22 protein-coding genes are annotated in these 23,814 nt (G+C 74.2%); 17 read left to right on the top strand and 5 right to left on the bottom strand.

Features of this window, described 5'->3' with window-relative positions; genetic code table 11:
* Positions 1–118: 118 nt before the first annotated feature.
* The 5 genes from AC4BGE_RS04910 (at position 119) to hemB (ending at position 5,785) form a co-directional block, all read left to right on the top strand.
* Complete coding sequence (locus AC4BGE_RS04910) at positions 119–832, top strand: redox-sensing transcriptional repressor Rex (protein ID WP_490574541.1); 714 nt, start codon at positions 119–121, stop codon at positions 830–832.
* Positions 829–2,139, top strand: a complete 1,311-nt coding sequence (locus AC4BGE_RS04905) for a glutamyl-tRNA reductase (RefSeq protein WP_490574540.1) — start codon at positions 829–831, stop codon at positions 2,137–2,139. Before AC4BGE_RS04910 ends, AC4BGE_RS04905 begins: the two co-directional genes overlap by 4 nt.
* Positions 2,136–3,089 carry a hydroxymethylbilane synthase gene (gene hemC, locus AC4BGE_RS04900; protein ID WP_490570369.1) on the top strand — a complete coding sequence of 318 codons (954 nt, stop codon included), beginning with the start codon at positions 2,136–2,138 and terminating at the stop codon, positions 3,087–3,089. Before AC4BGE_RS04905 ends, hemC begins: the two co-directional genes overlap by 4 nt.
* The gene (locus AC4BGE_RS04895) at positions 3,086–4,744 is read left to right on the top strand and encodes a bifunctional uroporphyrinogen-III C-methyltransferase/uroporphyrinogen-III synthase (RefSeq protein WP_490570368.1); all 1,659 of its coding nucleotides are present in this window, start codon (positions 3,086–3,088) and stop codon (positions 4,742–4,744) included. Before hemC ends, AC4BGE_RS04895 begins: the two co-directional genes overlap by 4 nt.
* Before the next feature lie 75 nt (positions 4,745–4,819).
* On the top strand, positions 4,820–5,785 hold the full coding sequence (gene hemB / locus AC4BGE_RS04890; RefSeq protein WP_490570653.1) for a porphobilinogen synthase: 966 nt from the start codon (positions 4,820–4,822) through the stop codon (positions 5,783–5,785).
* A 3-nt stretch (positions 5,786–5,788) separates the two neighbouring features.
* Here hemB and AC4BGE_RS04885 read toward each other — a convergent pair whose 3' ends face one another.
* Positions 5,789–7,240 (bottom strand): lytic transglycosylase domain-containing protein, encoded by a 1,452-nt coding sequence (locus AC4BGE_RS04885; protein ID WP_490574539.1) that lies wholly within the window; start codon positions 7,238–7,240, stop codon positions 5,789–5,791.
* Between the two features lie 128 nt (positions 7,241–7,368).
* Between AC4BGE_RS04885 and hemL the strand changes: the two genes are divergently transcribed.
* Genes hemL through ccsB form a run of 6 tightly spaced genes read left to right on the top strand, consistent with a single transcriptional unit; the run spans position 7,369 to position 13,365 of the window.
* Positions 7,369–8,688: a glutamate-1-semialdehyde 2,1-aminomutase gene (gene hemL, locus AC4BGE_RS04880; protein WP_490574538.1), complete on the top strand. Its 1,320-nt coding sequence runs from the start codon at positions 7,369–7,371 to the stop codon at positions 8,686–8,688.
* Complete coding sequence (locus tag AC4BGE_RS04875) at positions 8,685–9,362, top strand: histidine phosphatase family protein (protein WP_490574537.1); 678 nt, start codon at positions 8,685–8,687, stop codon at positions 9,360–9,362. Before hemL ends, AC4BGE_RS04875 begins: the two co-directional genes overlap by 4 nt.
* 2 nt (positions 9,363–9,364) lie before the next feature.
* Complete coding sequence (locus AC4BGE_RS04870) at positions 9,365–9,973, top strand: TlpA disulfide reductase family protein (protein WP_490570364.1); 609 nt, start codon at positions 9,365–9,367, stop codon at positions 9,971–9,973.
* On the top strand, positions 9,966–10,727 hold the full coding sequence (locus AC4BGE_RS04865; protein ID WP_490570363.1) for a cytochrome c biogenesis CcdA family protein: 762 nt from the start codon (positions 9,966–9,968) through the stop codon (positions 10,725–10,727). The genes AC4BGE_RS04870 and AC4BGE_RS04865 overlap by 8 nt, the downstream gene beginning before the upstream one ends.
* Positions 10,724–12,322 (top strand): cytochrome c biogenesis protein ResB, encoded by a 1,599-nt coding sequence (gene resB, locus AC4BGE_RS04860; RefSeq protein ID WP_490570362.1) that lies wholly within the window; start codon positions 10,724–10,726, stop codon positions 12,320–12,322. The genes AC4BGE_RS04865 and resB overlap by 4 nt, the downstream gene beginning before the upstream one ends.
* Entirely contained in the window at positions 12,319–13,365 is a 1,047-nt protein-coding gene (gene ccsB, locus AC4BGE_RS04855; RefSeq protein ID WP_490570361.1) for a c-type cytochrome biogenesis protein CcsB, read from the top strand. Before resB ends, ccsB begins: the two co-directional genes overlap by 4 nt.
* Here ccsB and AC4BGE_RS04850 read toward each other — a convergent pair.
* Positions 13,338–13,550, bottom strand: coding sequence for a hypothetical protein (locus AC4BGE_RS04850; protein ID WP_490570360.1), 213 nt, complete (start codon positions 13,548–13,550; stop codon positions 13,338–13,340). The genes ccsB and AC4BGE_RS04850 overlap by 28 nt on opposite strands.
* Before the next feature lie 46 nt (positions 13,551–13,596).
* Between AC4BGE_RS04850 and AC4BGE_RS04845 the strand changes: the two genes are divergently transcribed.
* Both AC4BGE_RS04845 and AC4BGE_RS04840 read left to right on the top strand, forming a co-directional pair.
* A complete protein-coding gene (locus AC4BGE_RS04845; protein WP_490570359.1) occupies positions 13,597–13,857 on the top strand; it encodes a DUF4229 domain-containing protein in 261 nt (86 codons plus the stop codon).
* 20 nt (positions 13,858–13,877) lie between these two features.
* Entirely contained in the window at positions 13,878–15,137 is a 1,260-nt protein-coding gene (locus tag AC4BGE_RS04840; RefSeq protein ID WP_490574536.1) for a GNAT family N-acetyltransferase, read from the top strand.
* A gap of 4 nt (positions 15,138–15,141) precedes the next feature.
* Here the strand turns inward: AC4BGE_RS04840 and AC4BGE_RS04835 are convergent, their stop codons facing one another.
* Genes AC4BGE_RS04835 through AC4BGE_RS04825 form a run of 3 tightly spaced genes read right to left on the bottom strand, consistent with a single transcriptional unit; the run spans position 15,142 to position 18,192 of the window.
* On the bottom strand, positions 15,142–16,011 hold the full coding sequence (locus AC4BGE_RS04835) for a 1,4-dihydroxy-2-naphthoate polyprenyltransferase (protein WP_490574535.1): 870 nt from the start codon (positions 16,009–16,011) through the stop codon (positions 15,142–15,144).
* On the bottom strand, positions 16,008–16,838 hold the full coding sequence (locus AC4BGE_RS04830) for an acyl-CoA thioesterase domain-containing protein (RefSeq protein WP_490570356.1): 831 nt from the start codon (positions 16,836–16,838) through the stop codon (positions 16,008–16,010). Before AC4BGE_RS04830 ends, AC4BGE_RS04835 begins: the two co-directional genes overlap by 4 nt.
* A 22-nt stretch (positions 16,839–16,860) precedes the next feature.
* A complete protein-coding gene (locus tag AC4BGE_RS04825) occupies positions 16,861–18,192 on the bottom strand; it encodes an MFS transporter (protein ID WP_490574534.1) in 1,332 nt (443 codons plus the stop codon).
* Positions 18,193–18,340: 148 nt separating this feature from the next.
* Between AC4BGE_RS04825 and AC4BGE_RS04820 the strand changes: the two genes are divergently transcribed.
* Genes AC4BGE_RS04820 through menD form a run of 4 tightly spaced genes read left to right on the top strand, consistent with a single transcriptional unit; the run spans position 18,341 to position 23,740 of the window.
* Positions 18,341–20,077: a M28 family metallopeptidase gene (locus AC4BGE_RS04820; protein ID WP_490574533.1), complete on the top strand. Its 1,737-nt coding sequence runs from the start codon at positions 18,341–18,343 to the stop codon at positions 20,075–20,077.
* Positions 20,078–20,124: 47 nt separating this feature from the next.
* Positions 20,125–21,168, top strand: a complete 1,044-nt coding sequence (locus tag AC4BGE_RS04815; protein WP_490574532.1) for an AMP-binding protein — start codon at positions 20,125–20,127, stop codon at positions 21,166–21,168.
* Complete coding sequence (locus AC4BGE_RS04810) at positions 21,165–22,118, top strand: o-succinylbenzoate synthase (RefSeq protein WP_490570352.1); 954 nt, start codon at positions 21,165–21,167, stop codon at positions 22,116–22,118. Before AC4BGE_RS04815 ends, AC4BGE_RS04810 begins: the two co-directional genes overlap by 4 nt.
* Positions 22,115–23,740, top strand: a complete 1,626-nt coding sequence (menD, locus tag AC4BGE_RS04805) for a 2-succinyl-5-enolpyruvyl-6-hydroxy-3-cyclohexene-1-carboxylic-acid synthase (RefSeq protein WP_490574531.1) — start codon at positions 22,115–22,117, stop codon at positions 23,738–23,740. Before AC4BGE_RS04810 ends, menD begins: the two co-directional genes overlap by 4 nt.
* Positions 23,741–23,814: the final 74 nt, after the last annotated feature.

Genomic DNA, 23,814 nt, shown 5'->3' with positions numbered 1-23,814 from the left:
CCGTCGCGGCCGGAGGGGATTTTGTTCTCGCGTTCACAAACTCCTACAGTGAGGAGCGCCGAGCGATGCCGGACCCGGACCCGACCGGGCCGTCGTTCTGGCTGGAAAGAAGAAGCCAGTGACTGCACGGACTTCGGCCGAGGCGGCCAGGGAGATCCCTGAGGCGACGGTGGCTCGGCTCCCGGTCTACCTGCGCGCCCTGACCAGCCTCTCCGAGGCCGGTACCCTGACCTGCTCGAGCGAGGAGCTGGCCGCGGCGGCCGGCGTCAACAGCGCCAAGCTGCGCAAGGACCTCTCCTACCTGGGCAGCTACGGCACCCGCGGGGTGGGCTACGACGTGGAGTACCTGCGCTACCAGATCGCCCGCGAGATCGGGGTGACCCAGGACTGGCCGGTCGTCATCGTCGGCATCGGCAACCTCGGCCACGCACTCGCCAACTACTCCGGCTTCCGCAGCCGCGGCTTCCGGGTGGTCGCCCTGCTCGACGCCGACCCGACACGGCACGGCGAGAAGGTCGCCGGCGTCCCGGTGCGCCCCTTCGACGACCTCGAGGCGATCGTGCGCGAGGACTCCGTGGCGATCGGCGTGGTCGCCACCCCGGCGCCCGCCGCCCAGGACGTCGCCGACCGGATGGTCGCGGCCGGGATCACCAGCATCCTCAACTTCGCGCCCGGGGTGCTGTCGGTGCCCGAGGGCGTCGACGTACGCAAGGTCGACCTCTCCATCGAGCTCCAGATCCTGGCCTACCACGAGCAGCGCAAGGCCCAGCACGGGCGCCCGGACGGTGCGGCCCCCGCCGGCCTGCCCGCGGTCGAGGGGAGTGCGTCATGAGCGTGCTGGTGGTGGGCATCTCCCACAAGTCCGCCCCGATGGCCGTCCTGGAGCGGCTGGCCCTGGACGGCGACGGCGTCGTCAAGCTGATCACCGACGTCTCCGGCTGCGAGCACGTCGCGGAGGCCACGGCCATCTCCACCTGCAACCGCCTCGAGGTCTACGCCGACGTCGACCGCTTCCACGGCAGCGTCGAGGAGCTCTCCCGGCTCCTGGTCGACCGGGCCGGCAGCAGCACCGAATCGCTGCTGCCCCACCTCTACGTGCACTACGACGACGGCGCGGTCTCCCACCTCTTCCACGTGGCGGCCGGACTCGACTCGATGGTGCTCGGCGAGGGCCAGATCCTGGGTCAGACGCGGGAGGCCCTGCGGGTCGGCCAGGAGCTCGGCACCGTCGGCTCCTCCCTCAACCTGCTCTTCCAGCAGGCGCTGCGGGTCGGCAAGCGCTCCCACGCCGAGACCGGGATCGACTCCGCCGCGCCGTCGCTGGTGACCGCCGCGCTGGAGCACACCACCGAGCCGCACGGCGGCCTGCGCGGCCGCAAGGTCGTCGTCCTCGGAGCCGGTTCGATGGCCGCCCTGGCCACCGCCACCGTCACCCGGATGGGGGCCGGCGAGGTCGTGGTGGCCAACCGCTCCCTGGAGAACGCCGAGCGTCTGGCCGAGGAGTACGCCGCCACCGCGCTGCCGCTGGCCCGCCTCGACTCGGCCCTGGCCGACGCCGACGTGCTGATCACCTGCACCGGGGCCACCGGGATCCTGGTCAGCGCCACCATGCTGGCCGCGGCCCGCGGCGCGCGCACCGAGCGCCTCGACATCATCGACCTGGCGCTGCCCCACGACGTCGACCCGGACGTCTCCGAGCTGCCCGGGGTGGCCCTGACCGGCCTGGCCGAGCTCGCGGCCGTGCTCGACGACAGCGACGCCGCCCGCGACGTCGCCGGGGTGCGCAAGATCGTGGCCGAGGAGGTCTCGGCGTTCCTCAGCGCCCGCCGCCAGGCCAGCGTGACGCCGACCGTGGTGGCCCTGCGGACCATGGCGACCGGCGTGGTGGAGAGCGAGATGGACCGCCTCGCGGCCCGGCTGCCCGACCTCGACGACGAGGTCCGGGCCGAGGTGCGGCGCACCGTGCACCGGGTCGCCGAGAAGCTGCTGCACCAGCCCACCACCCGGGTCAAGGAGCTGACCGGCGAGGCCGAGCCGGTCTCCTACGCCGAGGCGCTCGCCGAGCTCTTCGCCCTCGACCCCAAGGCGGTCACCGCGGTCACCCGCGGCATCGTGCCCGACGAGGGGGAGACGCGATGAGCCCCCGACCCCTGAGGCTCGGCACCCGGGCCTCCGCCCTGGCCACGACCCAGTCGGGCCACGTCGCGGAGATGGTGCGCCGGCTCGGTCGCGAGGTCGAGCTGGTCGAGGTGACCACCCACGGCGACGTGAGCCGCGCCCCGCTCGCCTCGATGGGCGGCACCGGCGTCTTCGTCAGCGCCCTGCGTGACGCCCTGCTGGCCGACCAGGTGGACCTCGCCGTCCACTCCCTCAAGGACCTGCCGACCTATCCGCACCCCGGCATCACGCTGGCGGCCGTGCCCGGGCGGGAGGACCCGCGCGACGTCGTCGTCGCCCGTGACGGCCTGACCCTGGGCGAGCTGCCGGTGGGCAGCCGCGTCGGCACCGGGTCGCCCCGGCGAGCCGCCCAGCTGGCCGCGCTCGGGCTGGGACTGGAGATCGTGGACATCCGGGGCAACGTCGGCACCCGGATCGCCAAGGTCACCGGCGGCGAGCTCGACGCGATCCTGCTGGCCCGCGCCGGGCTGGCCCGGCTGGGGCGCCTCGACGAGGTGACCGAGGTGCTCGACCCGATCCAGATGCTCCCGGCCCCCGGGCAGGGTGCGCTGGCCATCGAGTGCCGGACCGACGACCAGGAGCTGACCGCCGTCCTGGGCGAGCTCGACGACCCGCGCGCCCGCGCGGCCGTCGAGGCGGAGCGGGCCGTGCTGGCCACGCTCGAGGCCGGGTGCAGTGCGCCGCTGGGCGCGCTGGCCGAGGTGGTCGAGGGAGACACGGGGGAGGAGCTGTGGCTCAGGGCGGTGGCCCTGTCCATGGATGGGGGCCTGTCGGTGCGCATGAGCGCCACCGGCCGGCCGGAGGAGGCAGCGGGCGTCGGCGCCCGCCTGGCGAGCGAGATGCTCGCCGATGGCGCCAAGGACCTGATGGAAGCACCGCACGAAGCAGCAGTGAGGAAGCAGCACCCATGACCCGAGGCAACACCCCCGCCACCACGTCCACCCCCACCGGCTGGGTCTCCTTCGTCGGCAGTGGCCCCGGCGACCCTGGCCTGCTGACGGTCCGTGCCGTCGAGCTGATCAAGGAGGCGGAGGTGATCCTCACCGAGGCCCCCGAGCACGAGGACCTGGTCCGCACCGTCCTCGGCCTGCCGGCCCGCGTCCCGGGGGAGGAGGCGGAGCCCATCGAGGGCGCGCCCGTCCTGGTCGACGGCGGCTTCGGCGAGGACGGCCAGCCGCTGACCCACGCCAACCGGGCCCGGGTGGTGGTCAAGCACGGCAAGAAGCACCGCGTGGTGCGGCTGATGACCGGCGACCCCTTCCTCTACGCCTCCGGGCCCGAGGAGGCCCAGGCGTGCGTCAAGGCCGGGGTGGGCTTCGACATCGTGCCCGGCGTCTCCTCGGTGCAGGCGGTCCCGGCCTACGCCGGCATCCCGCTCACCGACAAGACCCACCGCGAGGTGGCCGTGGTCACCTGCGGCGGCAACATCGACTGGTCGCAGTACGCCGACGGCCGCACCCTGGTGCTGCTCTCGGGCGTCGGCACCCTCGCCGAGACCGCGGCGGCGCTCCAGGCCGCCGGTCGCTCGCCGCAGACCCCGGTCGCGGTGACCCGGGTCGGCACCACCACCGAGCAGGCGACGCTCATCTCCACCCTCGCCGACGTGGCCGCCGACGTGCGGGCCGCCCGGGTGGCCCCGCCGGCCATCATCGTGATCGGCGACGTGGTCAACCTGCGCGAGACCCTGTCGTGGTTCGAGACCAAGCCGCTCTTCGGCTGGCGGGTCCTGGTGCCGCGCACCAAGGAGCAGGCCGGCTCGCTCTCCCAGCGGATCCGCGCCTTCGGGGGCGTGCCCGAGGAGGTGCCGACCATCTCGGTGGAGCCGCCGCGCAACCCGCTCCAGATGGACAAGGCCGTCCGCGGCCTGGTGGAGGGCCGCTACGAGTGGATCGCCTTCACCTCGGTCAACGCCGTCAAGGCGGTCCGGGAGAAGTTCGAGGAGTACGGCCTCGACGCCCGGGCCTTCTCGGGGCTCAAGATCGCCGCGGTGGGCGACAAGACCGCCGAGGCCATCGCCGCCTGGGGCCTGCGGGCCGACCTGGTCCCGGTCGGGGAGCAGTCGGCGGCCGGCCTGCTGGCCGAGTGGCCGCCGTACGACGAGCTGCTGGACCCGATCAACCGGGTCTTCCTGCCGCGTGCCGACATCGCCACCGAGACCCTGGTCGCCGGGCTGGTCGAGCTGGGCTGGGAGTGCGACGACGTCACCGCCTACCGCACGGTGCGGGCCACGCCCCCGCCGGCGCCCACCCGCGACGCGATCAAGAGCGGCAAGTTCGACGCGGTCGTCTTCACCTCCTCCTCGACCGTGCGCAACCTGGTCGGGATCGCGGGCAAGCCGCACCCCTCGACGGTGATCGCGGTCATCGGGCCGGCCACCGCCAAGACGGCCGAGGAGCACGGGCTGCGGGTCGACGTGATGGCCCCCAGGCCCGACGTCGAGGTGCTGGTCGAGGCCCTCGCCGACTTCGGTGCCTCCCGCCGGCTGGCCCTGGTGGAGGCCGGGCAGCCGGTCACCAAGCCGTCGGACCGCAAGGCGTCCGGCCGGCGCAAGGTCGGGTCGAAGTAGGTGCCGGCCGCGGGTCCGGCCGACGAGGCCGCGGGGTCGTCCGGGGAGGTCGGCCCCGGGGCCGTCACCGGCCCGCTGGTGCGTCCCCGGCGGCTGCGGACCACCCCAGCGCTGCGCCGGATGGTCGCGGAGGTGGCCGTCCAGCCGCGCCAGCTGGTGCTGCCGCTCTTCGTCCGTGAGGGCATCGACGTGCCCCAGCCCATCTCCTCGATGCCCGGGGTCGTGCAGCACACCCGCGACTCGCTCCGGGCGGCGGCGGCCGAGGCGGCCGAGCTCGGCCTGGGCGGGGTGATGCTGTTCGGCGTCCCCGCGAGGAAGGACGCGCTGGGGTCGGGTGCCGTGGACCCCACCGGCATCCTCAACCTGGCCATCACCGACGTGGTCGCGGAGGTCGGCGACACGCTGACCGTGATGAGCGACCTGTGCCTGGATGAGTTCACCGACCACGGGCACTGCGGCCTGCTCACCTCCGACGGGCAGGTCGACAACGACCGGACCCTGGCGGCCTACGCGCAGATGGCGCTCGCCCAGGCCGACGCCGGCGTCGACATGGTGGGCCCCAGCGGGATGATGGACGGCCAGGTCGCCACGATCCGCACCGCGCTGGACGCCAGGGAGCACACCGACGTCTCGATCCTGGCCTACTCCGCGAAGTACGCCTCCGCCTTCTACGGGCCCTTCCGCGAGGCGGTCGACTCCACCCTCGAGGGTGACCGCCGGACCTACCAGCAGGATCCGGCCAACGCGGTCGAGGGCGTCCGCGAGGCGCTGCTCGACGTCGAGCAGGGGGCCGACCTGGTGATGGTGAAGCCCGCGCTGGCCTACCTCGACGTGGTCCGCCGGGTGCGCGACGCCGTCGACGTGCCGGTGGCGGCCTACAACATCTCCGGCGAGTACTCGATGGTCGAGGCGGCGGCCGCCCACGGGTGGATCGACCGCGAGGCGGCGATCATGGAGACGCTCACCTCGATCCGCCGGGCGGGCGCCGACGTCATCCTGACCTACTGGGCCGCCGAGGCCGCGCGGATCCTCTCCCGCTGACGGCTAGGGGGTAGGGGCCGGCGGTTCGGTGGGCGGCAGCAGCCACTGCGCCAGGCAGTCGCGGAGCGGCTCGGTGTCCTCCGCCGCCACCCCGGCCTCGAAGCAGAGCGCCGCGGCGGTCAGCAGCGCCGTGCTCCAGGCCACGTCGGCGGCGAGGTCGTCGGGCACCGGCAGGCCCTCGGGCACCGGGAGCGTCGCCGGGTCGAGGTCGGGCAGCGGCCCGACGGGCAGCGGCAGCACCGGGAGCTGGTAGGGGCCCGGTGGTGTCGGGGCCGGCGCCGGTGTCGGGGTGGGTGTCGGGGCGGGTGTCGGCGTCGGCTCGGCCGGCGGTGTCCCCGGGGGCTGGGCCTGGGGGGCCTGCGGGTCCTGGGGGGTCTGCGGGTCCTGGGGCGGCCACAGGCCCGGGTCCTCCGGGGGAGTGGGCGCCGGGGGACGGGGCTTGGGGGGAGCGGGAGTCGGCACCTCCGGCGGCCGTGCCGGGCGCTCGCCGGGCGGCGCAGAGACGGGGCCCAGCGCCTTCAGGGAGGCCTCCGGCCGCTCCCGCGGCTCGCCCGCGGGTGTCCCGGGCCCGCCGGCGGCGCGGTCGCCCGGCTGCGGTGCGGGGCCCTGAGCGCCGGGTCCGCCGGTCATCCGGCTGTCGGCCTGGAGGAGAGGGGTGTCGAGCGGGACCTGCCCGGCCCCCGCGCGGTAGGCGTCGGCCACCTCCATCACCAGGCGCACATAGCTGGCCGAGCGGTTGTAGCGCAGCAGGGCGGCCCGGAGCGTGCCGGGGTCCAGGAGCGACCCCGGCCCCGAGCAGAGGTGGACGGCGCTGGCCAGCGCGGCGTCGTCGAGGTCCTGGGGGTCGCGCACGCCGTCCGCGTCGCCGTCCACCGCCACCGCCGACCAGGTGGAGGGGATGAACTGCATGGGCCCGACGGCGCGGTCGAACCGGTCGTCGCCGTCCAGCCGGCCGCGGTCGGTGTCGGGGATCCGGGCGGTCCCCCGGCTCCCGTCGAGGGCGATGCCGACCACCCCGGGGGTGGAGCGGCCGTCCGCGTCCAGCAGGTTGCCGCCGTAGCGGCCGTGGTCGGACTCGACCCGGCCGATCGCGGCCAGCACCGGCCAGGTGAGGTCGCAGCCACCGTCCGCGCTCCGCATCACCGCCTCGGCGAGCTGGTAGGCCGCGAGCGCGGCCGCCGGGATCCCGCCGAGGCTCGACGCGGCCGCGGCGGCGTCGAGGCCGCCGTGCAGCGGCCGCGGGACAGGGTCGGTCTCCGTGCTGCGGATCACCTCCGGCACGACCACCGCGGGCGCCGCGGCCAGGGCGTCCGGTGCGGCGGACCGGCCCGCCCGTACGTCGGTGTCGTCGGCCCCCGAGAGCGGGTCCAGCCACGCCGTCCAGCCGAGCGTCAGGGCCGCCAGCGGCAGCGCCGCGAACGTCCTGTGCCAAGTGCGGAAGCGGGTCTCCGCCATGTCATGTCCCCTGCCCGAGCCGATTGCTCCTCGATCATGCCTCCGCTCCGTGGACCGGGGGAACCCCCGGGTGCCCGGGTTCTCCCCTGCATTTCGGCCCCCTTGGAGCGGTGCGCGACAATGAGGCCGTGACATCCCCCAACCCGGTCTCGGCCGCCCTCTTCGCGCGCGCCAACGCGGTGACGCCCGGTGGGGTGAACTCACCGGTCCGCGCCTTCAACGCCGTCGGCGGGACCCCCCGCTTCATGCGCTCCGCGACCGGGGCGTGGCTCACCGACGTCGACGGGCGCGACTACGTCGACCTGGTCTGCTCCTGGGGCCCGATGCTGCTCGGCCACGCCCACCCCGAGGTCGTCGAGGCGGTGCAGGCGGCCGTGGCTCGCGGCACCTCCTTCGGCACCCCGACCGAGCCCGAGGTGGAGCTGGTCGAGGAGATCGTGCGGCGCACGCCGGTCGACCGGGTGCGCCTGGTCTCCAGCGGCACCGAGGCGACCATGTCGGCGATCCGGCTGGCCCGCGGCTTCACCGGCCGCGACGTGGTCGTGAAGTTCGCCGGCTGCTACCACGGGCACGTCGACTCGCTGCTGGCCGAGGCCGGCTCGGGAGTCGCCACCTTCGCCCTGCCGGGCACCCCGGGCGTCCCCGTCTCGGCCACCGACCTCACCTTGGTGCTGCCCTACAACGATCGGGCCGCGGTCACCGCGGCCTTCGCCGAGCACGGCCCGCGTATCGCGGCGTTGATCACCGAGGCCACCCCCGGCAACATGGGCGTGGTGCCCCCCGAGCCCGGCTTCAACGCCTTCCTGGCGCAGACCTGCCGCGAGGCGGGGGCCCTGTTCATCTCCGACGAGGTGATGACCGGCTTCCGGGCCACCGCCAGGGGTGGGTGGGGCCTGGACGGCGCGCACGAGGGCTGGACGCCCGACCTGATGACCTTCGGCAAGGTGATGGGCGGCGGCTTCCCCGCCGCCGCGTTCGGCGGACGCGCCGACGTGATGGCCCACCTCGCGCCGCAGGGCCCCGTCTACCAGGCCGGGACCCTCTCGGGGAATCCGGTCGCGACCACCGCGGGGCTGGCCACGCTGCGGCTGGCCACCGACGAGGTGTACGCCGCCCTGGACGCCACCGCGACGACGATCCGCGAGGGCGCCGAGAAGGCGCTCGCCGAGGCCGGGGTCGCCCACGTGGTGCAGTCGGCCGGCACCATGTTCTCGGTCTTCTTCACCGACTCCCCGGTGCGTGACTTCGCCGGCGCCTCGCGCACCGACACGACCGCCTACGCCGCGTTCTTCCACGCCATGCTGGAGGCGGGTGTCTACCTGCCGCCCTCGGCCTACGAGTGCTGGTTCGTCTCCGCCGCCCACGACGACCGGGCCGTCCAGCACGTGCTCGACGCCCTGCCCGGCGCCGCCCGCGCCGCGGCCGCCGCCCAGGAGGACCCGCGATGACCGACAAGACCATGGTGCACCTGCTGCGACACGGCGAGGTGTACAACCCCGAGGGCATCCTCTACGGCCGCCGCGACGGCTTCCACCTCTCCGAGCTCGGCCAGCGGATGGCCGAGCGGGTGGCCTCCGTGGTCGGCGGGCGCGACATCGTGCACCTGCGCACCTCGCCGCTGGAGCGGGCCCGGGAGACGGCGGCGCCGTTGCTCGCCGCCCGCGGCCTCGAGCCGGTCGTCGACCCGCGGGTCATCGAGTCGACCAACCGCTTCGAGGGCGTCAGCTTCGGGCAGGGCGCCAAGACCCTGCTCAAGCGCCCCGACCTGTGGCGCTACCTCTACAACCCGTTCAAGCCCTCGTGGGGCGAGCCCTACGAGGACATGGTGGCCCGGATGATGGCGGCGGTCTACGACGCCCGCGACGACGCCCGGGGGCACGAGGCCGTGATCGTCTCCCACCAGCTGCCGATCTGGACGACCCGCCTGGCCGCCGAGGGCCGCTCCTTCGTCCACGACCCGCGCAGCCGCGAGTGCACGCTGTGCTCGCTGACCACCCTGCACTTCGAGGACGACCGGCTGGTCCGGCTCTCCTACTCCGAGCCGGCCGGCGACCTGATCCCCACCAAGGACAAGAAGGCCCCCTTCTCGGCAGGTGGCGCGCCCGCGGAGAAGCGACCCTGACCGTGCTCCCCCCCGCTTCCGTCCGGCCCGCTCGGGGCCGGGCCGCCCTGCTGGCCGCCGTGGCGGCCCTCTGCCTGCTGCTGGCCGGCTGCTCCAGCCTCTCCGGGACCGGCGACAAGGGCTACGTCGCCGGCGACGGCCGGATCCGCACCGTCGACCCGGAGCAGCGCCAGGAGCCGGTCGAGCTCGCCGGGGAGGACCTGCACGGCGAGGCCCTTGACCTCGCCGACCTGCGCGGCCGGGTGGTGGTGGTCAACGTCTGGTGGTCGGGCTGCCCGCCGTGCCGCAAGGAGATGCCGATGCTGGTGGAGGCGGCCGAGGAGACGGCCGAGCACGCCAGCTTCGTGGGGATCAACATCCGCGACAGCGACACCGCGCAGGCCCAGGGCTTCGCCCGCAACTTCGGGGTGGAGTACCCCTCCTTCTTCTCCCCCGACGGCAAGGCGCTGCTGCCCTTCAGCGGCACCATCCCGCCCAGCGCGATCCCCTCGACGGTGGTGCTGGACGCCGAGGGGCGGGTGGCCGCGGCCATCATCGGGGAGGTCCCCTCGACCCTGACCCTGGTCGGACTCGTCGAGGACGTCGCGCAGGAGAGCGGCACCGATGGCTGAGTGGTTCGAGCAGCAGGCGGCGGCCGGGTCCCTGGCCCTGGCCATCCCGGTGGCGCTGGTGGCCGGGCTGGTCTCCTTCTTCTCCCCGTGCGTGATCCCGCTGCTGCCGGGCTACCTCTCCTACGCCACCGGCCTCTCCGGGGCCGACCTGGCCACCGGGGAGGCGGAGCGCCGGCGGGGCCGGATGCTGCTGGGCTCGCTGCTCTTCGTGCTGGGCTTCACCGCCGTCTTCGTCGCCCTCGGCGCGCTGTCGGGCGCGCTGGGGGAGTGGCTGGTCGACTGGGAGCGGCAGATCACCGTGGTGCTGGGGCTGCTGACCATCGTGCTCGGCCTCGCCTTCGCCGGTCTGCTGCCCTGGTTCCAGCGGGACTGGCGCATCCACAAGGTGCCGGCCGTCGGCCTGGCGGCGGCGCCCTTCCTCGGCGTCCTGTTCGGTCTCGGCTGGACCCCGTGCATCGGCCCGACCCTCGGGGTGATCCTCAACCTCTCCTACCAGGAGGGCAGCGCCGGTCGCGGCGCCCTGCTCTCCGCGGTCTACTCGCTCGGTCTCGGGGTGCCCTTCGTCCTGGCCGGGCTCGCCTACGGCCGCGCGATGCGCGCCTTCTCCTTCTTCCGGCGTCACCAGGTCTGGGTGATGCGGGCCGGCGGCCTGATGCTGGTCGCCGTCGGCGTGGCGCTGGTGACCGGCTGGTGGGCGGAGATGGTGACCTGGGTCCAGGTCAACCTGGTGAGCGGCTACGAGGTGAGCGTGTGAGCGAGAGGCAGGAGCGCAGGCCCGGCGAGCTCGGGGCCCGAGAGCTGGGGCGCTGGACGTGGCGGCAGCTGACCTCGATGCGCACCGCGCTGGTCCTGCTGCTGCTGCTCGCCCTGGCCGCGGTGCCGGGGTCGGTGGTGCCGCAGGAGGACATCGACGCCCTCAAGGCCTCGCAGTGGAAGGAGTCCCACGAGACCCTGACGCCGATCTACGAGAAGCTCGGGCTCTTCAACGTCTACGAGACGCCGTGGTTCGCCGCCATCTACCTGCTGCTGATGGTCTCGCTGGTCGGCTGCATCATCCCCCGCACGGTGGTCTACGCGAAGGCCCTGCGGGCCCGGCCGCCGCGGGCGCCGCGCAACCTGACCAGACTGCCGGACCACACGACCTACGAGACCGACCAGACGCCCGCGCAGGTGCACGCCCGCGCCCGCGAGGTGCTCAAGCGCCGCCGCTACCGGGTCGAGGTCGCGCCGGAGGCCGCCGAGGACCAGTGGGTCGCGGCCGAGCGGGGCTACCTGCGCGAGGCCGGCAACCTGGTCTTCCACCTCTCGATCCTGGTGGTGCTCGTCGGCTTCGCGATGGGCAGCCTGCTGGGCTACAAGGGCGGCGCCATCGTGGTGGTCGGCAACGGCTTCAGCAACAACATCACCCAGTACGACGACTTCGTGCCGGGCAGCCTCTTCCAGCAGGAGTGGATGGAGCCCTTCGCCTTCGACGTCACCGACTTCGACGTCGAGTGGCTCACCGAGGGCCCGGCGGCCGGGCAGGCGCGCAAGTTCGTCTCCCACCTGACCTACACCGAGGAGCCGGGCGGCGCCGAGCACGAGTACGACCTGCGGGTCAACCACCCGCTCACCATCGGCGGCACCGACATCTTCCTGATCGGCCACGGCTACGCCCCCGTGATCACCGTCCGCGACGGCAACGGCGACGTCGCCTACTCCGGGCCCACCATCTTCCTGCCCACCGACGCCTCCTTCCGCTCCTTCGGCGTGGTCAAGGCCGCCGACGCCCGGCCGGAGTCGCTCGGGCTCCAGGGCGAGCTCTACCCGACGTTCGGGTTCCAGGGCGGCGAGGACGGCGTCGGCCCCTACTCGGCCTTCGGCGACGCGGTCGACCCGCTGGTCTCGCTGACCGTGTGGAAGGGCGACCTCGGCCTCGACGACGGCGGCTCCCAGTCGGTCTACGTGCTCGACACCAGCCAGGCCGAGGAGGTCACCAAGAAGGACGGCTCGATGTTCCGCCTCGACCTGCGGCCGGGCGAGAGCGCCGAGCTGCCCGACGGGCTCGGCACCGTCAGCTTCGACGGCATCGAGCGGTGGAACCGGATCCAGATCAGCCGGACGCCGGGCAAGCTGGTCGCGCTGACCGGGGTCAGCCTGGCCCTGCTCGGCCTGATCGGCTCCCTCTACATCAGGCCCCGACGGGTCTGGGTGCGGGCCCGGCGCACCGGCAGCGGGCCCGACGCGGTCACCCTGGTGGAGATCGCCGGGCTCGACCGTGCGGGCGGCGGCGACGTGGCCGCGGAGCTCGCCGAGGTGAGGACAGGCATCATGGACCAAGCAGCATCGACCAAGGAGCAGCAGGCGTGAGCGACGCACAGTGGGAGACCCTCAGCAACCAGGCGATCGCCGCGGCCGGGGTGGTCTACTTCCTCGCCCTGCTCAGCCACCTGGTGGAGTGGACGGCCCTGCGCAAGATCCCGGCCACCGTGGTGCCGGAGACGGGCCGCACCGCGCTCTTCGGCCGCCTCGGCTTGCTGCTGACCGTGATCGCCACCGGGGCGCACTTCGTGGCCCTCGTGGGCCGCGGGATGGCCGCGGACCCCAACCGGGTGCCCTGGGGCAACATGTACGAGTTCACCCTCTCGGGCGCCTTCTTCGTCTCGCTCCTCTACCTGGTGCTCTACCGCCGGTTCTCGCTCTCCTGGATGGCGCCGATCGTGGTCGCCTTCGTGCTGGCCACCTCGATGACCGCCGTGGTCTGGCTCTACGACCCGGTGGCCCCCCTCAGCGAGGCGCTCTACTCGCCCTGGCTGGTCATCCACGTGGTCTCCGCCGTGATCGCCACCGGCGCCTTCACCCTGGGCGGCATCACCTCGGTCCTCTTCCTGCTCAAGGCCCGTCAGGAGCGGCGTACGGCGGAGCGCACGCCCGTCGCGGTGGGAGCGGGCGTCGGCGCGGGGTCCGTCGACGGGCCCGAGACCGGCGGCGAGCAGGCCACGGTGCGCGGCACCGGCTACCTGTCGCGGGTCCCCGACACCGCCACGCTGGACCGCATCTCCTACCGGATGCACGCCTTCGGCTTCCCGGTGTGGACGTTCGCGGTGCTGATCACCGGCCCCATCTGGGCGCACGAGGCCTGGAGCTCCTACTGGAGCTGGGACCCCAAGGAGGTGTGGGCCTTCATCACCTGGGTGGTCTACGCCGCCTACCTGCACGCCCGGACCACGGCCGGCTGGAAGGGGCGCAACGCCGCCATCCTGGCCCTGGTCGGCCTGGCCACCCTGTGGTTCAACTTCATCGGGATCAACTTCTTCTCCACCACCTCCCAGCACTCCTACGCGGAGGGTGCGCCGGCGATCGTGCAGGCGTGGGAGCAGCCGGCTCAGCCGGCTTCCGGCTCGTCCTTCTGACGGCGGCGCCGCTCCCGCTCGAGGTTGCGCAGGAAGTCGGGATCGTCGTCGGGACCCACCACCCGCGGCGGCTCCCGGCGCGGCCTCGGCCCGGGGCGGGCGGCGCGGCCTCGCCTCTCCAGCACCCGGGTCACCGCATAGATCGCGAGTGCGACGAGGAGCACGATGAGCAGGATCTTCAGCACGTCACCAAATGTAGGCGGTGGGTGGGCAGCGACCTACAGTTGAGGTGTGAAGCCGTTCCTCGTCTACAACGCACTCCGTCTTGCCCTCCTCCTCGGCTCGCTGGTGGTCGTCGTGGGGGTCTGGTCCCTCTTCGCCGACCAGGTGCCGCTCCTGTGGGCGGCGGTCGTGGCCCTGGTGATCTCCGGCATCTCCTCGTGGTTCCTGCTGGCCAAGCCGCGGGAGGCCGCGGCCCTGTGGATCGAGCAGCGGGCGTCGCGGGCCAGCGCCGCCTTCGAGGCTCGCCGCGCCAGCGATGACGTCGACTGACCCGGCGTAGCCTGCCGTCCATGGACCTCGACTTCGCAACCCTTGACCCGCACGACGAGACGCCCGCGAACGTCGCCCGGCTCAAGGGCTGGTCCAACGCGGTCGCCCGGGGCTTCCACAAGTCGCGGCTGGGGGACCAGCCGTACGGCGTCTGGCTCGACGCCACCCGCGACCTGGCCCCCCGGATGCGTGGGGCCTGGGTGCCCGAGGGCGAGTTCGGCGCCGGGCCGATGCCGGTGGCCACCTTCGTCTCCTTCGCCGGCGAGCTCAGCACCGGCTGCACGCAGCTGCCGCTGCACATGATCACCGACGTCACGGTCAGCCCGGCCCACCGTCGCCAGGGACTGCTGCGCCTGCTGATCACCGAGGACCTGCGCCACGCGGTCGAGCAGGGCCGGCCGGTTGCCGCCCTCACCGTGTCGGAGGGGTCGATCTACGGCCGGTTCGGCTTCGGGCCCGCCACCTGGCGGGCCGAGGTGGAGGTCGACACCTCCCGCTTCGCGATGCACGGACCGGTGCCCGCCGGGCGCTGCGAGATGGTGGAGCCGGCCGAGATGTGGCCGCTCCAGCAGGAGCTCTTCGGGGCCTGGCACCGGACGGTGCGCGGCTCGATCTCGCGCCCCGCCTTCTACGGACCGATGAACCGGGGCGAGTGGGACTGGGAGAAGCAGGCGCCGGACCTGACCCTGCGCGGCGCGGTGCACCTCGACGCGGACGGGCGCCCTGACGGCTTCCTGCTCTACCGGCACCTCGGGTGGGACCGGCCCTTCACCGCCCAGGTCCAGGACCTGGTGGGCACGACCCCGGCTGCCGAGCTCGCGCTGTGGCAGTTCCTCGCCGACCTCGACCTGACCCAGCGGGTCAAGGCGCGCGCCCCGGTCGTGGACCCGTTGACCTGGGCGCTGACGGACCCGCAGTGCCGTCGGGTCACCGAGGTCGGCGACCACATCTGGGTGCGGGTGCTGGACGTCCCGGCCGCCCTGGAGGGACGCCCGTGGTTCGGTGACGGCGACGTGGTGCTGGGGATCGAGGACGCCCTCGACCACGCCGCGGGCAGCTGGCGGGTCGAGGTCCGCGACGGGCAGGCCTCGGTCACCCGCACCGAGGAGCCACCGGCGGTGAGGATGGACGTCAGCACCCTCTCGGGGATGTACCTGGGCGGTGTGGGGGTGCCCACCCTGGCGGCGGCGGGCCGGATCCTCGGGGAGGACGAGCCGGTCGCGCGCTGGGCCGCGATGGCCGACGGCGGTCCGGCGCCCTACTCGCGCACCTCGTTCTGACCCCTCAGCGGACCAGCAGCAGGACCACCACGAGCCCGGCCCACCAGAGCTGGGCGGTGCCGGTCTGTGCCAGCACCGGGATCAGGGCCGGTCCGCGTGCCCCACCGAGCACGGTGCGCACCGCCGGGAACAGCTGCACCACGAAGGCCAGCGCGCCGACGACCAGCCAGTGGGTCGAGGCAGCGACGGCCACCACCGCGACGGCCGCGGCGGCGACCAGCAGCACGTAGAGGTAGCGGGTCCGCTCCTCGCCCAGCCGGACGGCCAACGTCAGCTTGCCGGCCTCGCGGTCGGTGGGGATGTCGCGCAGGTTGTTGGTGACCAGGATGGCGCAGGCCAGCGAGCCGATGCCGATACCGGCGTAGAGCGCCGGCCACTCCCAGCTCCGCGTCTGCACGAACGTCGTGCCGATCACCGCGACCAGGCCGAAGAAGACGAAGACCATCACCTCGCCCAGGCCCAGGTAGCCGTAGGGCTTCTTGCCGCCGGTGTAGAACCAGGCGGCCACCAGGCAGACCACCCCGACCGCGACCAGCCACCAGGCGGTGGTGGCGGCCAGCACCAGGCCGGCCGCGGCAGCGACGCCGAAGGCCGCGAACGCCGCCCGCTTCACCGCGCCGGGGGACGCGGTGCCCGAGCCGACCAGGCGCATCGGCCCGACCCGGTCCTCGTCGGTGCCGCGGATCCCGTCGGAGTAGTCGTTGGCGTAGTTGACCCCGACCTGGAGCGCCAGGCTGACCACCAGGGCGAGCAGCGCCTTCCACCAGACCAGCCCGTCGGCGTACGCCGCCACCCCGGTGCCCGCCAGCACCGGTGCGACCGCGGCGGGCAGGGTGCGGGGCCGGGCCCCGGCGACCCAGTCGGCGGCGCTCACCGGCGCGGACCCCGCTGGTAGGACATGCCGTCGGAGAGGTCGACGGTGCGCCGGCTGTTGGCCAGCGCGGTGACGGTGGCGACGCCGAACGGGCCCTGCCGGTCGTAGACGGTGGCCGAGCCGACGGCGATCCCGTCGCTGGCGTGGTGGTCGGTGGCCAGCAGGCCGATCTGCACCCCGGCGGGCGGCCGCGCGATCGAGAGCGTGATGTCGGTGTTGATGTACTGCACGCCCTCGGTGCCCCAGTTGGTGACCAGGCTGGTGGCGTCGGCGATGCTCGCCGCGGAGACGAACGGGGAGGGCCGCTCACCGAGCACCACCGGCAGGCCGGTCTGCCAGGTCTGCTTGCGCGAGGCGTTCTGGTGCTGGCCGAAGTCCTGGGACCAGCCGGCCTCGCTGTGGAAGAAGGGGATGTGCGGGGTGTCGTCGTCCGGGGCGATCTCCAGCGGTGGCGGCGACGGGACGTCGTCGGGGGACCAGACCTCGCCGCTCGGCACCTCGGTGCGGCGCAGCAGCACCGCGCTGGCCCGGGCCACCGCCTCGCCGTCCTGGCGCATCACCGCGTCCACCAGCAGCAGTCGCGGCCCCTCGCGGACCACCTGCGTCTCCAGCTCGCAGGGCTCCATGCTCGCGGCCTTGAAGAGGTCGACGGTGTAGCGCGCCGGCACCAGCTCGGGACGCCCGGCGGTCAGGCCGCGCGCCTCGATCGCACGCCCCAGGGCCCCGCTGACCGCCAGCCCGTGCATCTGGTCGTCGCGCCACATGCTGCGCGCGAGGTCGAGGGGGACGAGTCGGTCGCCGTCGAGGCGGAAGAAGGCCAGATCCACCAGAGGATTGAAGCAGGCGCCCCTAGGGAGTCATCGACGGGCCGGGCGGCACCACGGCCGCCGGCTGCTCGGCGACGGGATCGTGGAGCTCCGGGGTCGACGACGGCGGGGGACCGTGCTTGACCAGCCACCGCTCCGCCATCCGGACCGCGGGGTGGGTCCCGACCCCCGCCGCGGCGACGATCGCCGCGATCACCAGCCAGCCGCCGGCCCCCCAGCTCATCACCAGGAACGTGTAGAGCGCCGGCGCCCAGACCCTGCCCAGGGTGCCGGTCAGCTCGGCGGCGCCCTGGTACTCGCCGCGCCGGCGCGGGTCCATCAGGTCTGCCTCGAAGGCCCAGCTGGCGGCCGAGAGGTAGAGCTCGGCCCCGGTGACCGTGACGTGACCGAGCCAGATCAGGGCGATGGTCACCCACCCGACGGTCTCGTGCGTGGCGAGGGTGATCAGGCAGCAGAGGAGGAAGAAGGTGGTGGAGATGCGCACCGCCCGCAGGCCGGTGGTGACGTCCCTGACCCCCCGCGAGGCCGCCATCGGCAAGAAGATGCACATCACGGTGTTGGTGCCGAAGAGGAGGGCGAGCAGCACCCGGGGTGCGTCGGTCTCCTCGATCACCCACAGCGGGATCACGATGTTGAGGAGGACCTGGTTGGTCCACATCACCCCGCCGAAGAAGGTCACCGCCAGCCAGCCGGGGTTGCGCAGGGGGCCGGGCCCGGGGAGCCTCACCCGGCGCTCCTCGGGGGTCCGGTCGTCGTGCGAGGCGTTGGGGAGACGCAGGATGAAGACGGTGTTGACGGCGAAGGCCAGCGTGGTGAGCCACGGCAGCAGCAGGAGCAGGTCGTTGGAGTCGAAGGCGAGCGCGACGGCCGCGACCAGCGCGCCGAGGGTGAAGCCGAGGTTGAGGGCGGAGTACATGTAGGCACGCGAGGTCACCCGCTCCGCGGGCGGGAGCACGTCGATCGTGTATGCGCCGTGCGCCGCACCGCCCAGCGCCCCGAGCACCTCCACCGCCACGGCCATCACGAGGTAGCCGGCGAAGCTGTCGATGAAGGGCCAGGCGGTGAAGACCGCGGCCTGGCCGGCGGCGCTCAGCGCCCACATCCGCTTCGGCCCGAAGCGGTCGACGAGCTTGCCCATCGGCAGGGCCACGACGAACCCGGCCATCCCCGCCAGGGTGAGGCCCAGGCCGACCTGGGCCGCGCTGAGACCGACCAGCTGGGTGAAGAAGACCATCGAGCCGGTCATGAAGGTGCCCTCGCCGAGGGCGAAGAGGAGGTTCTGGACGGCGAGGCGGCCGGCGAGGGGCGACGGCGGTCGCAGGGACCGGAAGGGCCGCAGGAACGTGGTGGGCATCGGCGCCAAGTGTGGACCGTGGTGCCACCGGTGTCGCCTGCTTTTTCTCCGCGCCGTGCCGTGGCTCTTGACACACGGCCGCGCCGACGCTCAGATATCGCTCACGCGGCGGCCAACCTGCTGCGACCTCTCGGGAAAGGTTGACCCTATGAACGACCCCTCGCGGCTGCGCCCCTCCTGGCGCCGCCAGGCCGGGCTGGCCACCGCCGCCCTGGTCACCGCTGCTCTGGCCGGCACCGCCCTCACCGCGCCGGCGACCGCCGGACCGGAGCGCGACGCCGGCAAGCAGCAGTCCAAGCCCAAGGACAAGCCCCAGCCCCAGGACAAGGGCCAGGGGCACGGGAAGGGGCACGGGAAGGGACACGGGAAGCACAAGCACCCCGGCAAGGACAAGGGCAAGGGTCACGACAAGACCTCGAAGGCGCTGCAGAAGGCGGTCACCCTGGCGGGGGTCCGCGACCACCTGGAGGCCTTCCAGGAGATCGCCGACGCCAACGGCGGCAACCGCGCCTCCGGCACCCCGGGCTACGCCGCCTCCCGCGACTACGTCGTGCGCACGCTGCGCCAGGCCGGCTACCGGCCGCAGGTGCAGAAGTTCGACTTCGCGTTCTTCCGCGAGACCGCGCCGAGCAGCTTCGCCCAGGTCACGCCCACGGCGACGACCTACGAGGACGGCGTGGACTACGCGTTGATGGACTACTCCGGCTCCGGCGACGTCACCGCGCCGGTGCAGGCGGTCGACCTCAACCTGGGCGGCACCTCCACCAGCGGCTGTGAGGACACCGACTTCGCCGGGTTCACCGCCGGCAACATCGCGCTCGTCCGGCGCGGCACCTGCGCGTTCGGCGAGAAGGTGGTCAACGCCCAGGAGGCCGGCGCGGCCGGCGTCGTCCTGATGAACACCGGCACCCCCGGGGCGACCGACGCGTTCGCCGGCACCCTCGGCGGTCCGGTCGGCACCGTCCCGTCCGTCGGCGCCAGCTACGCCGTCGGCCTGTCGCTGGCCGAGGGGGCGACCGTCACCCTGTCGGCGAGCACCGAGTCGGAGATCCGGCCCACCTGGAACGTCGTCGCCGAGACCCGCGAGGGCCGCAGCGACAACGTGGTGATGGCCGGGGCCCACCTCGACTCCGTGGTGGAGGGCCCGGGCATCAACGACAACGGCAGCGGCAGCGCCGGCCTGCTCGAGGTCGCCGTCCAGCTCGCCAAGCAGAAGACGAAGCCGAACAACCAGGTGCGCTTCGCCTGGTGGGGCGCGGAGGAGAAGGGCCTGCTCGGCGCGGAGCACTACGTGGCCGACCTGGTCGAGAACGACCCGGACACCCTCGAGGAGATCGCGCTCTACCTCAACTTCGACATGATCGGCTCTCCCAACTACGCGCTGTTCGTCTATGACGGCGACAACTCCGCGGCCTTCCCCGACGGCGCGGTCGGCCCCGAGGGCTCGGACTCGATCGAGGCGCTCTTCCACGAGCACTTCGAGGACGCCGGGCTGGAGTCGGCGGAGACCGCCTTCTCCGGGCGCAGCGACTACGGGCCGTTCATCGCGGAGGGCATCGCCTCCGGCGGCCTCTTCACCGGCGCCGAAGGGGTCAAGACCCCCGAGCTCGCGGCCGCCTTCGGCGGCACCGCGGGGGTGGCCTTCGACGAGTGCTACCACCAGGAGTGCGACGACCTGGACAACGTGAGCGACGAGGCCCTGGACGCCAACTCCGACGCGATCGCGCACGCGGTGCACACCTACGCGCAGTCCACCTGGACGGTCAACGGCGTGGGACCGCGGCCCCGCGGCTCGGTGGGCGGCGCAACGGCGAGCCCGCGCTCGGGTCTCACCGCCCCGCACGACGGCGGCCACGACCACGCGCACGACCTGCCCGTGCACTGAGGGGCCGCTCTGCTCGACCCTGACGGGGAGGGGGATAGCGTGCGGGGGTGACCCGCACGTCCCCCTCCCCGTTGGTGCCTTCGGCCGATCCGGCGCTGGCCGTCGACCAGCTGGCCCGGTGGCTGGCCGACCCGGCGCCACCGCAGCTGGAGCTGGCGACCTCGGGCTCCAGCGGACAGCCGAAGCGGGTGCTGCTCTCCCGCGACGCGGTGCTCGCCTCCGCCCGGGCCAGCGCCCGGCGCCTGGGCGGCGAGGGCCGGTGGGCGCTGGTGCTGCCGTCGGGCTACGTGGCCGGGGTGCAGGTGATCGTCCGCTCGCTGCTGGCCGGCCACCCGCCCGTGCTGGGCGCGTGGGCCGACGAGGCCGGGCCGGCGGCGTACACCTCCGTGGTGCCGACCCAGCTGCACCGGATGGTCCGCAGCCCCGAGGACGCCGAGGCGCTGGCCGCGATGCGGGCGGTGCTGGTCGGGGGTGCCGGCCTGGACCCGCGGCTGCGCGAGGAGGCCGACCGGGCGGGCATCGGGGTGGTGACCACCTACGGCGCCTCGGAGACCGCCGGCGGCTGCGTCTACGACGGCCTCCCGCTCGACGGGGTGGCGCTCTCCCTGGGGACCGACGGCCGGATCCGGCTCGGCGGTCCCACGCTCTTCGACGGCTACGCCGACGACCCCGTGCTCACCGCCGAGACCCTGGTCGACGGCTGGTACCGCACCGCCGACGCCGGGAGGCTCGACCACGACGGGCGGCTGCAGGTCCTCGGCCGGCTCGATGACGTGGTGGTCTCCGGCGGGGTCAACGTGCCGCTGCCCGCAGTCGCGGCCCGGCTGCGGGAGCACCCGGCGGTGGAGCAGGCCGAGGTGCTCGGCGTGCCCGACCCGGAGTGGGGTCAGCGGGTGGTGGCCTGGGTGCGGACGGCCCCGGGTGCCGAGGTGACGCTGGCCGGGCTGCGCGACTGGGTGGGTGCCCGCCACCCCCGCTCCTGGGCCCCGCGCCAGCTGGTGCCGGTGACCTCGTGGCCCCTGCTCGACAACGGCAAGGTGGACCGGCAGCGGCTCCGCGCCGCGGTGACCGGTGAGGAGGAGCGGGCATGAGGCTGCACGTCTACTCGGTCCCGTTGCGCACCCGGTTCCGCGGCATCACGGTGCGCGAGGGCGTCCTGCTGGAGGGTGAGGCGGGGTGGGGGGAGTGGAGCCCGTTCCTGGAGTACCCGCCCGCGGTGGCCGAACCCTGGCTGCGCTGCGCCCGCGAGGCCGCCGCCGGCGACTGGCCGGAGCCGGTCCGCGCCGGCGTCCCGGTCAACGTGACGGTCCCCGCGGTGGGACCGGAGCCGGCCCACCGGATCGTGCTGGCCGGCGGGTGCACCACCGCCAAGGTCAAGGTCGCCGAGCCGGGACAGTCGCTGGCCGACGACCAGGCGCGCGTCGAGGCGGTCCGCGACGCGCTCGGCCCCGGCGGCCGGATCCGGATCGACGTCAACGGGCTGTGGAGCGTGGAGGAGGCGGTGGCCCGGATCCCGCTGCTGGACCGGGCCGCGGGCGGGCTGGAGTACGTCGAGCAGCCGTGCGCCGAGGTCGAGGAGCTGGCCGCCGTGCGCCGCCGGGTCTGCGTGCCGATCGCCGCGGACGAGTCGATCCGCCGCGCCGAGGACCCCTACCGGGTGCGCGACCTGGAGGCCGCCGACGTCGCGGTCCTCAAGGTGCAGCCGCTGGGCGGGGTCAGGGCCTGCCTGCGGATCGCCGAGGAGATCGGGCTGCCGGTGGTCGTCTCCTCGGCGCTGGAGAGCAGTGTGGGCATCGCGGCCGGGGTCGCCCTGGCGGCGGCGCTGCCCACCCTGGAGCACGCCTGCGGGCTGGCCACCGTCCAGCTGCTCACCGACGACGTGGTCACCGAGCCGCTGCTGCCGCGCGACGGGATGCTCCCGGTGGGGCCGGTGCGGATCGACGAGGCGGCGCTGACCCGGCTGGCCGCGCCGCCGGACCGGGTGGCCGCCTGGCGGGAGCGTCTCGCCGCGGTCGAGGCGCTCCAGGAGGAGGCACCGTGAACAGCTCCACCGCCCTGGCCCGGGCCGTGGTCGCGACGCTGGTCGAGGCGGGCATGGTCGAGGCCGTGCTCAGCCCGGGCAGCCGCAACGCCCCGCTCGCCTTCGCCCTGCACGACGCCGGGGCGGCCGGCCTGCTCCGGCTGCACACCCGGATCGACGAGCGCAGCGCCGCGTTCACCGCCCTCGGCCTGGCCAAGTCCTCGGGCCGCCCGGTCGCGGTGGTGTGCACGTCGGGGACCGCCGTGGCCAACCTCGCCCCCGCCGTCCTGGAGGCCCGGCACGCCGGTGTCCGGCTGGTCGCGGTCACCGCCGACCGGCCGCTGCGCCTGCGCGGCACCAGCGCCAACCAGACCACCGACCAGGTGGGGCTGCTGCCCGGAGCCCCGGTGCTGGACCTCGCCGACGGCGCGCTGCTGCCGACCGTCCGGGACCTGCTCGGCACGCAGCTCGCCCGGGAGCGCCCCGGGCCGGTCCACCTCAACGTGCAGCTCGACGAGCCGCTGCTCCCCGAGGACCGGTGGGCGCCCGACCTGGCCGCCGGGCAGCCGCCGGCCGAGCACGCCTGGCGGGCGCTGGCGGAGGTGGCCGAGCCGATCCCGCTGGGTCCGCGGACCGTGGTGGTGGCAGGGGACGACGCCGGGCCGCCCGCCCGGGTGCTGGCCGAGCAGGCCGGCTGGCCGCTGCTCGCCGAGCCCAGCTCGGGCTCGCGGACCGGCACCCACGCCCTGCGCACCTACCGGCTCCTGCTCGACTCGCCCCTGGGCGCCGAGATCGAGCGGGTGGTGGTCTTCGGGCACCCGACGCTGTCGCGCCCGGTCACCCGCCTGCTGGCCCGCGACGACGTCGAGGTCTGGGACGTCGACCCGGACGCGCGGTGGCAGCGGCGGCCCTTCGCGGTCGCCCGGTCCGCGCCGGCCCTGCGGGTCGAGGGGCCGGACGAGGCGCACGCGTCGTGGCTGGCGCGGTGGTGGACCGCCGACGCCGAGACCGGGCGCCGCCTCGACGCGCTGCTGGCCGCGGAGCCCGACCTCACGCCCTACGAGGTGGCCGGCGCCGTCGCCCGCGCCGTCGCGCCCGGGGGGCTGCTGTGGGTGGGGGCCTCCAGCCCGATCCGCGACCTGGACCTGATGGTGCCCCGCTGGCAGGTGGGTGCCCGCCGCAAGGTGCTGGCCAACCGCGGCCTCGCCGGCATCGACGGGGTGGTGAGCAGCGCCGTCGGGGCCGCGCTGACGCGGCGGCCGGGCTCGCGCAACCTCGCCCTGCTGGGCGACGTGACGTTCCTGCACGACGCCGGGGGACTGGTGCTGGGCCCGCGCGAGGAGCGCCCGGACCTGACGCTGGTGGTGGTCAACGACGACGGCGGCTCGATCTTCACCATGCTCGAGCAGGGCGCCGAGACCTACGCCGACCGCTTCGAGCAGCTCTTCGGCACCCCGCACGGCGTCGACCTCGCCGCCTGGTGCGCCGCGACCCGCACCCCGCACTGGCGGGTGGAGTCGGCGGCCGAGCTCGACCACGCCCTGGCCCAGCCCGCCGGGGGGATCGAGGTGGTCGAGGCGCGGGTGCGCCGCGACAACCGTCGCGCGCTCGACGCCTCGATCCGCGCCCTCGGACCCGGCTGAGACGGCCGACGCGCCGCACCCCCGAGGGGATGCGGCGCGCCGGACGGTGCTGGTCGACCCGGGTGGCCCGGGTC

This window comes from Nocardioides sp. Z50_6 (genome assembly GCF_058215755.1).
Note: the sequence above shows the minus strand (reverse complement) of the source record. Positions and strands in the feature narration are given on the sequence as shown.

What these genes read in the sequence shown, in the direction of transcription:
- hemC (WP_490570369.1), top strand. Translation starts at nt 2,136, where the DNA reads ATGAGCCCCCGACCCCTGAGGCTCGGCACCCGGGCCTCCGCCCTGGCC.
- AC4BGE_RS04885 (WP_490574539.1), bottom strand. Translation starts at nt 7,240, where the DNA reads ATGGCGGAGACCCGCTTCCGCACTTGGCACAGGACGTTCGCGGCGCTG.
- AC4BGE_RS04820 (WP_490574533.1), top strand. Translation starts at nt 18,341, where the DNA reads ATGAACGACCCCTCGCGGCTGCGCCCCTCCTGGCGCCGCCAGGCCGGG.
- AC4BGE_RS04865 (WP_490570363.1), top strand. Translation starts at nt 9,966, where the DNA reads ATGGCTGAGTGGTTCGAGCAGCAGGCGGCGGCCGGGTCCCTGGCCCTG.
- AC4BGE_RS04840 (WP_490574536.1), top strand. Translation starts at nt 13,878, where the DNA reads ATGGACCTCGACTTCGCAACCCTTGACCCGCACGACGAGACGCCCGCG.
- AC4BGE_RS04895 (WP_490570368.1), top strand. Translation starts at nt 3,086, where the DNA reads ATGACCCGAGGCAACACCCCCGCCACCACGTCCACCCCCACCGGCTGG.
- AC4BGE_RS04875 (WP_490574537.1), top strand. Translation starts at nt 8,685, where the DNA reads ATGACCGACAAGACCATGGTGCACCTGCTGCGACACGGCGAGGTGTAC.
- AC4BGE_RS04905 (WP_490574540.1), top strand. Translation starts at nt 829, where the DNA reads ATGAGCGTGCTGGTGGTGGGCATCTCCCACAAGTCCGCCCCGATGGCC.
- AC4BGE_RS04810 (WP_490570352.1), top strand. Translation starts at nt 21,165, where the DNA reads ATGAGGCTGCACGTCTACTCGGTCCCGTTGCGCACCCGGTTCCGCGGC.
- AC4BGE_RS04825 (WP_490574534.1), bottom strand. Translation starts at nt 18,192, where the DNA reads ATGCCCACCACGTTCCTGCGGCCCTTCCGGTCCCTGCGACCGCCGTCG.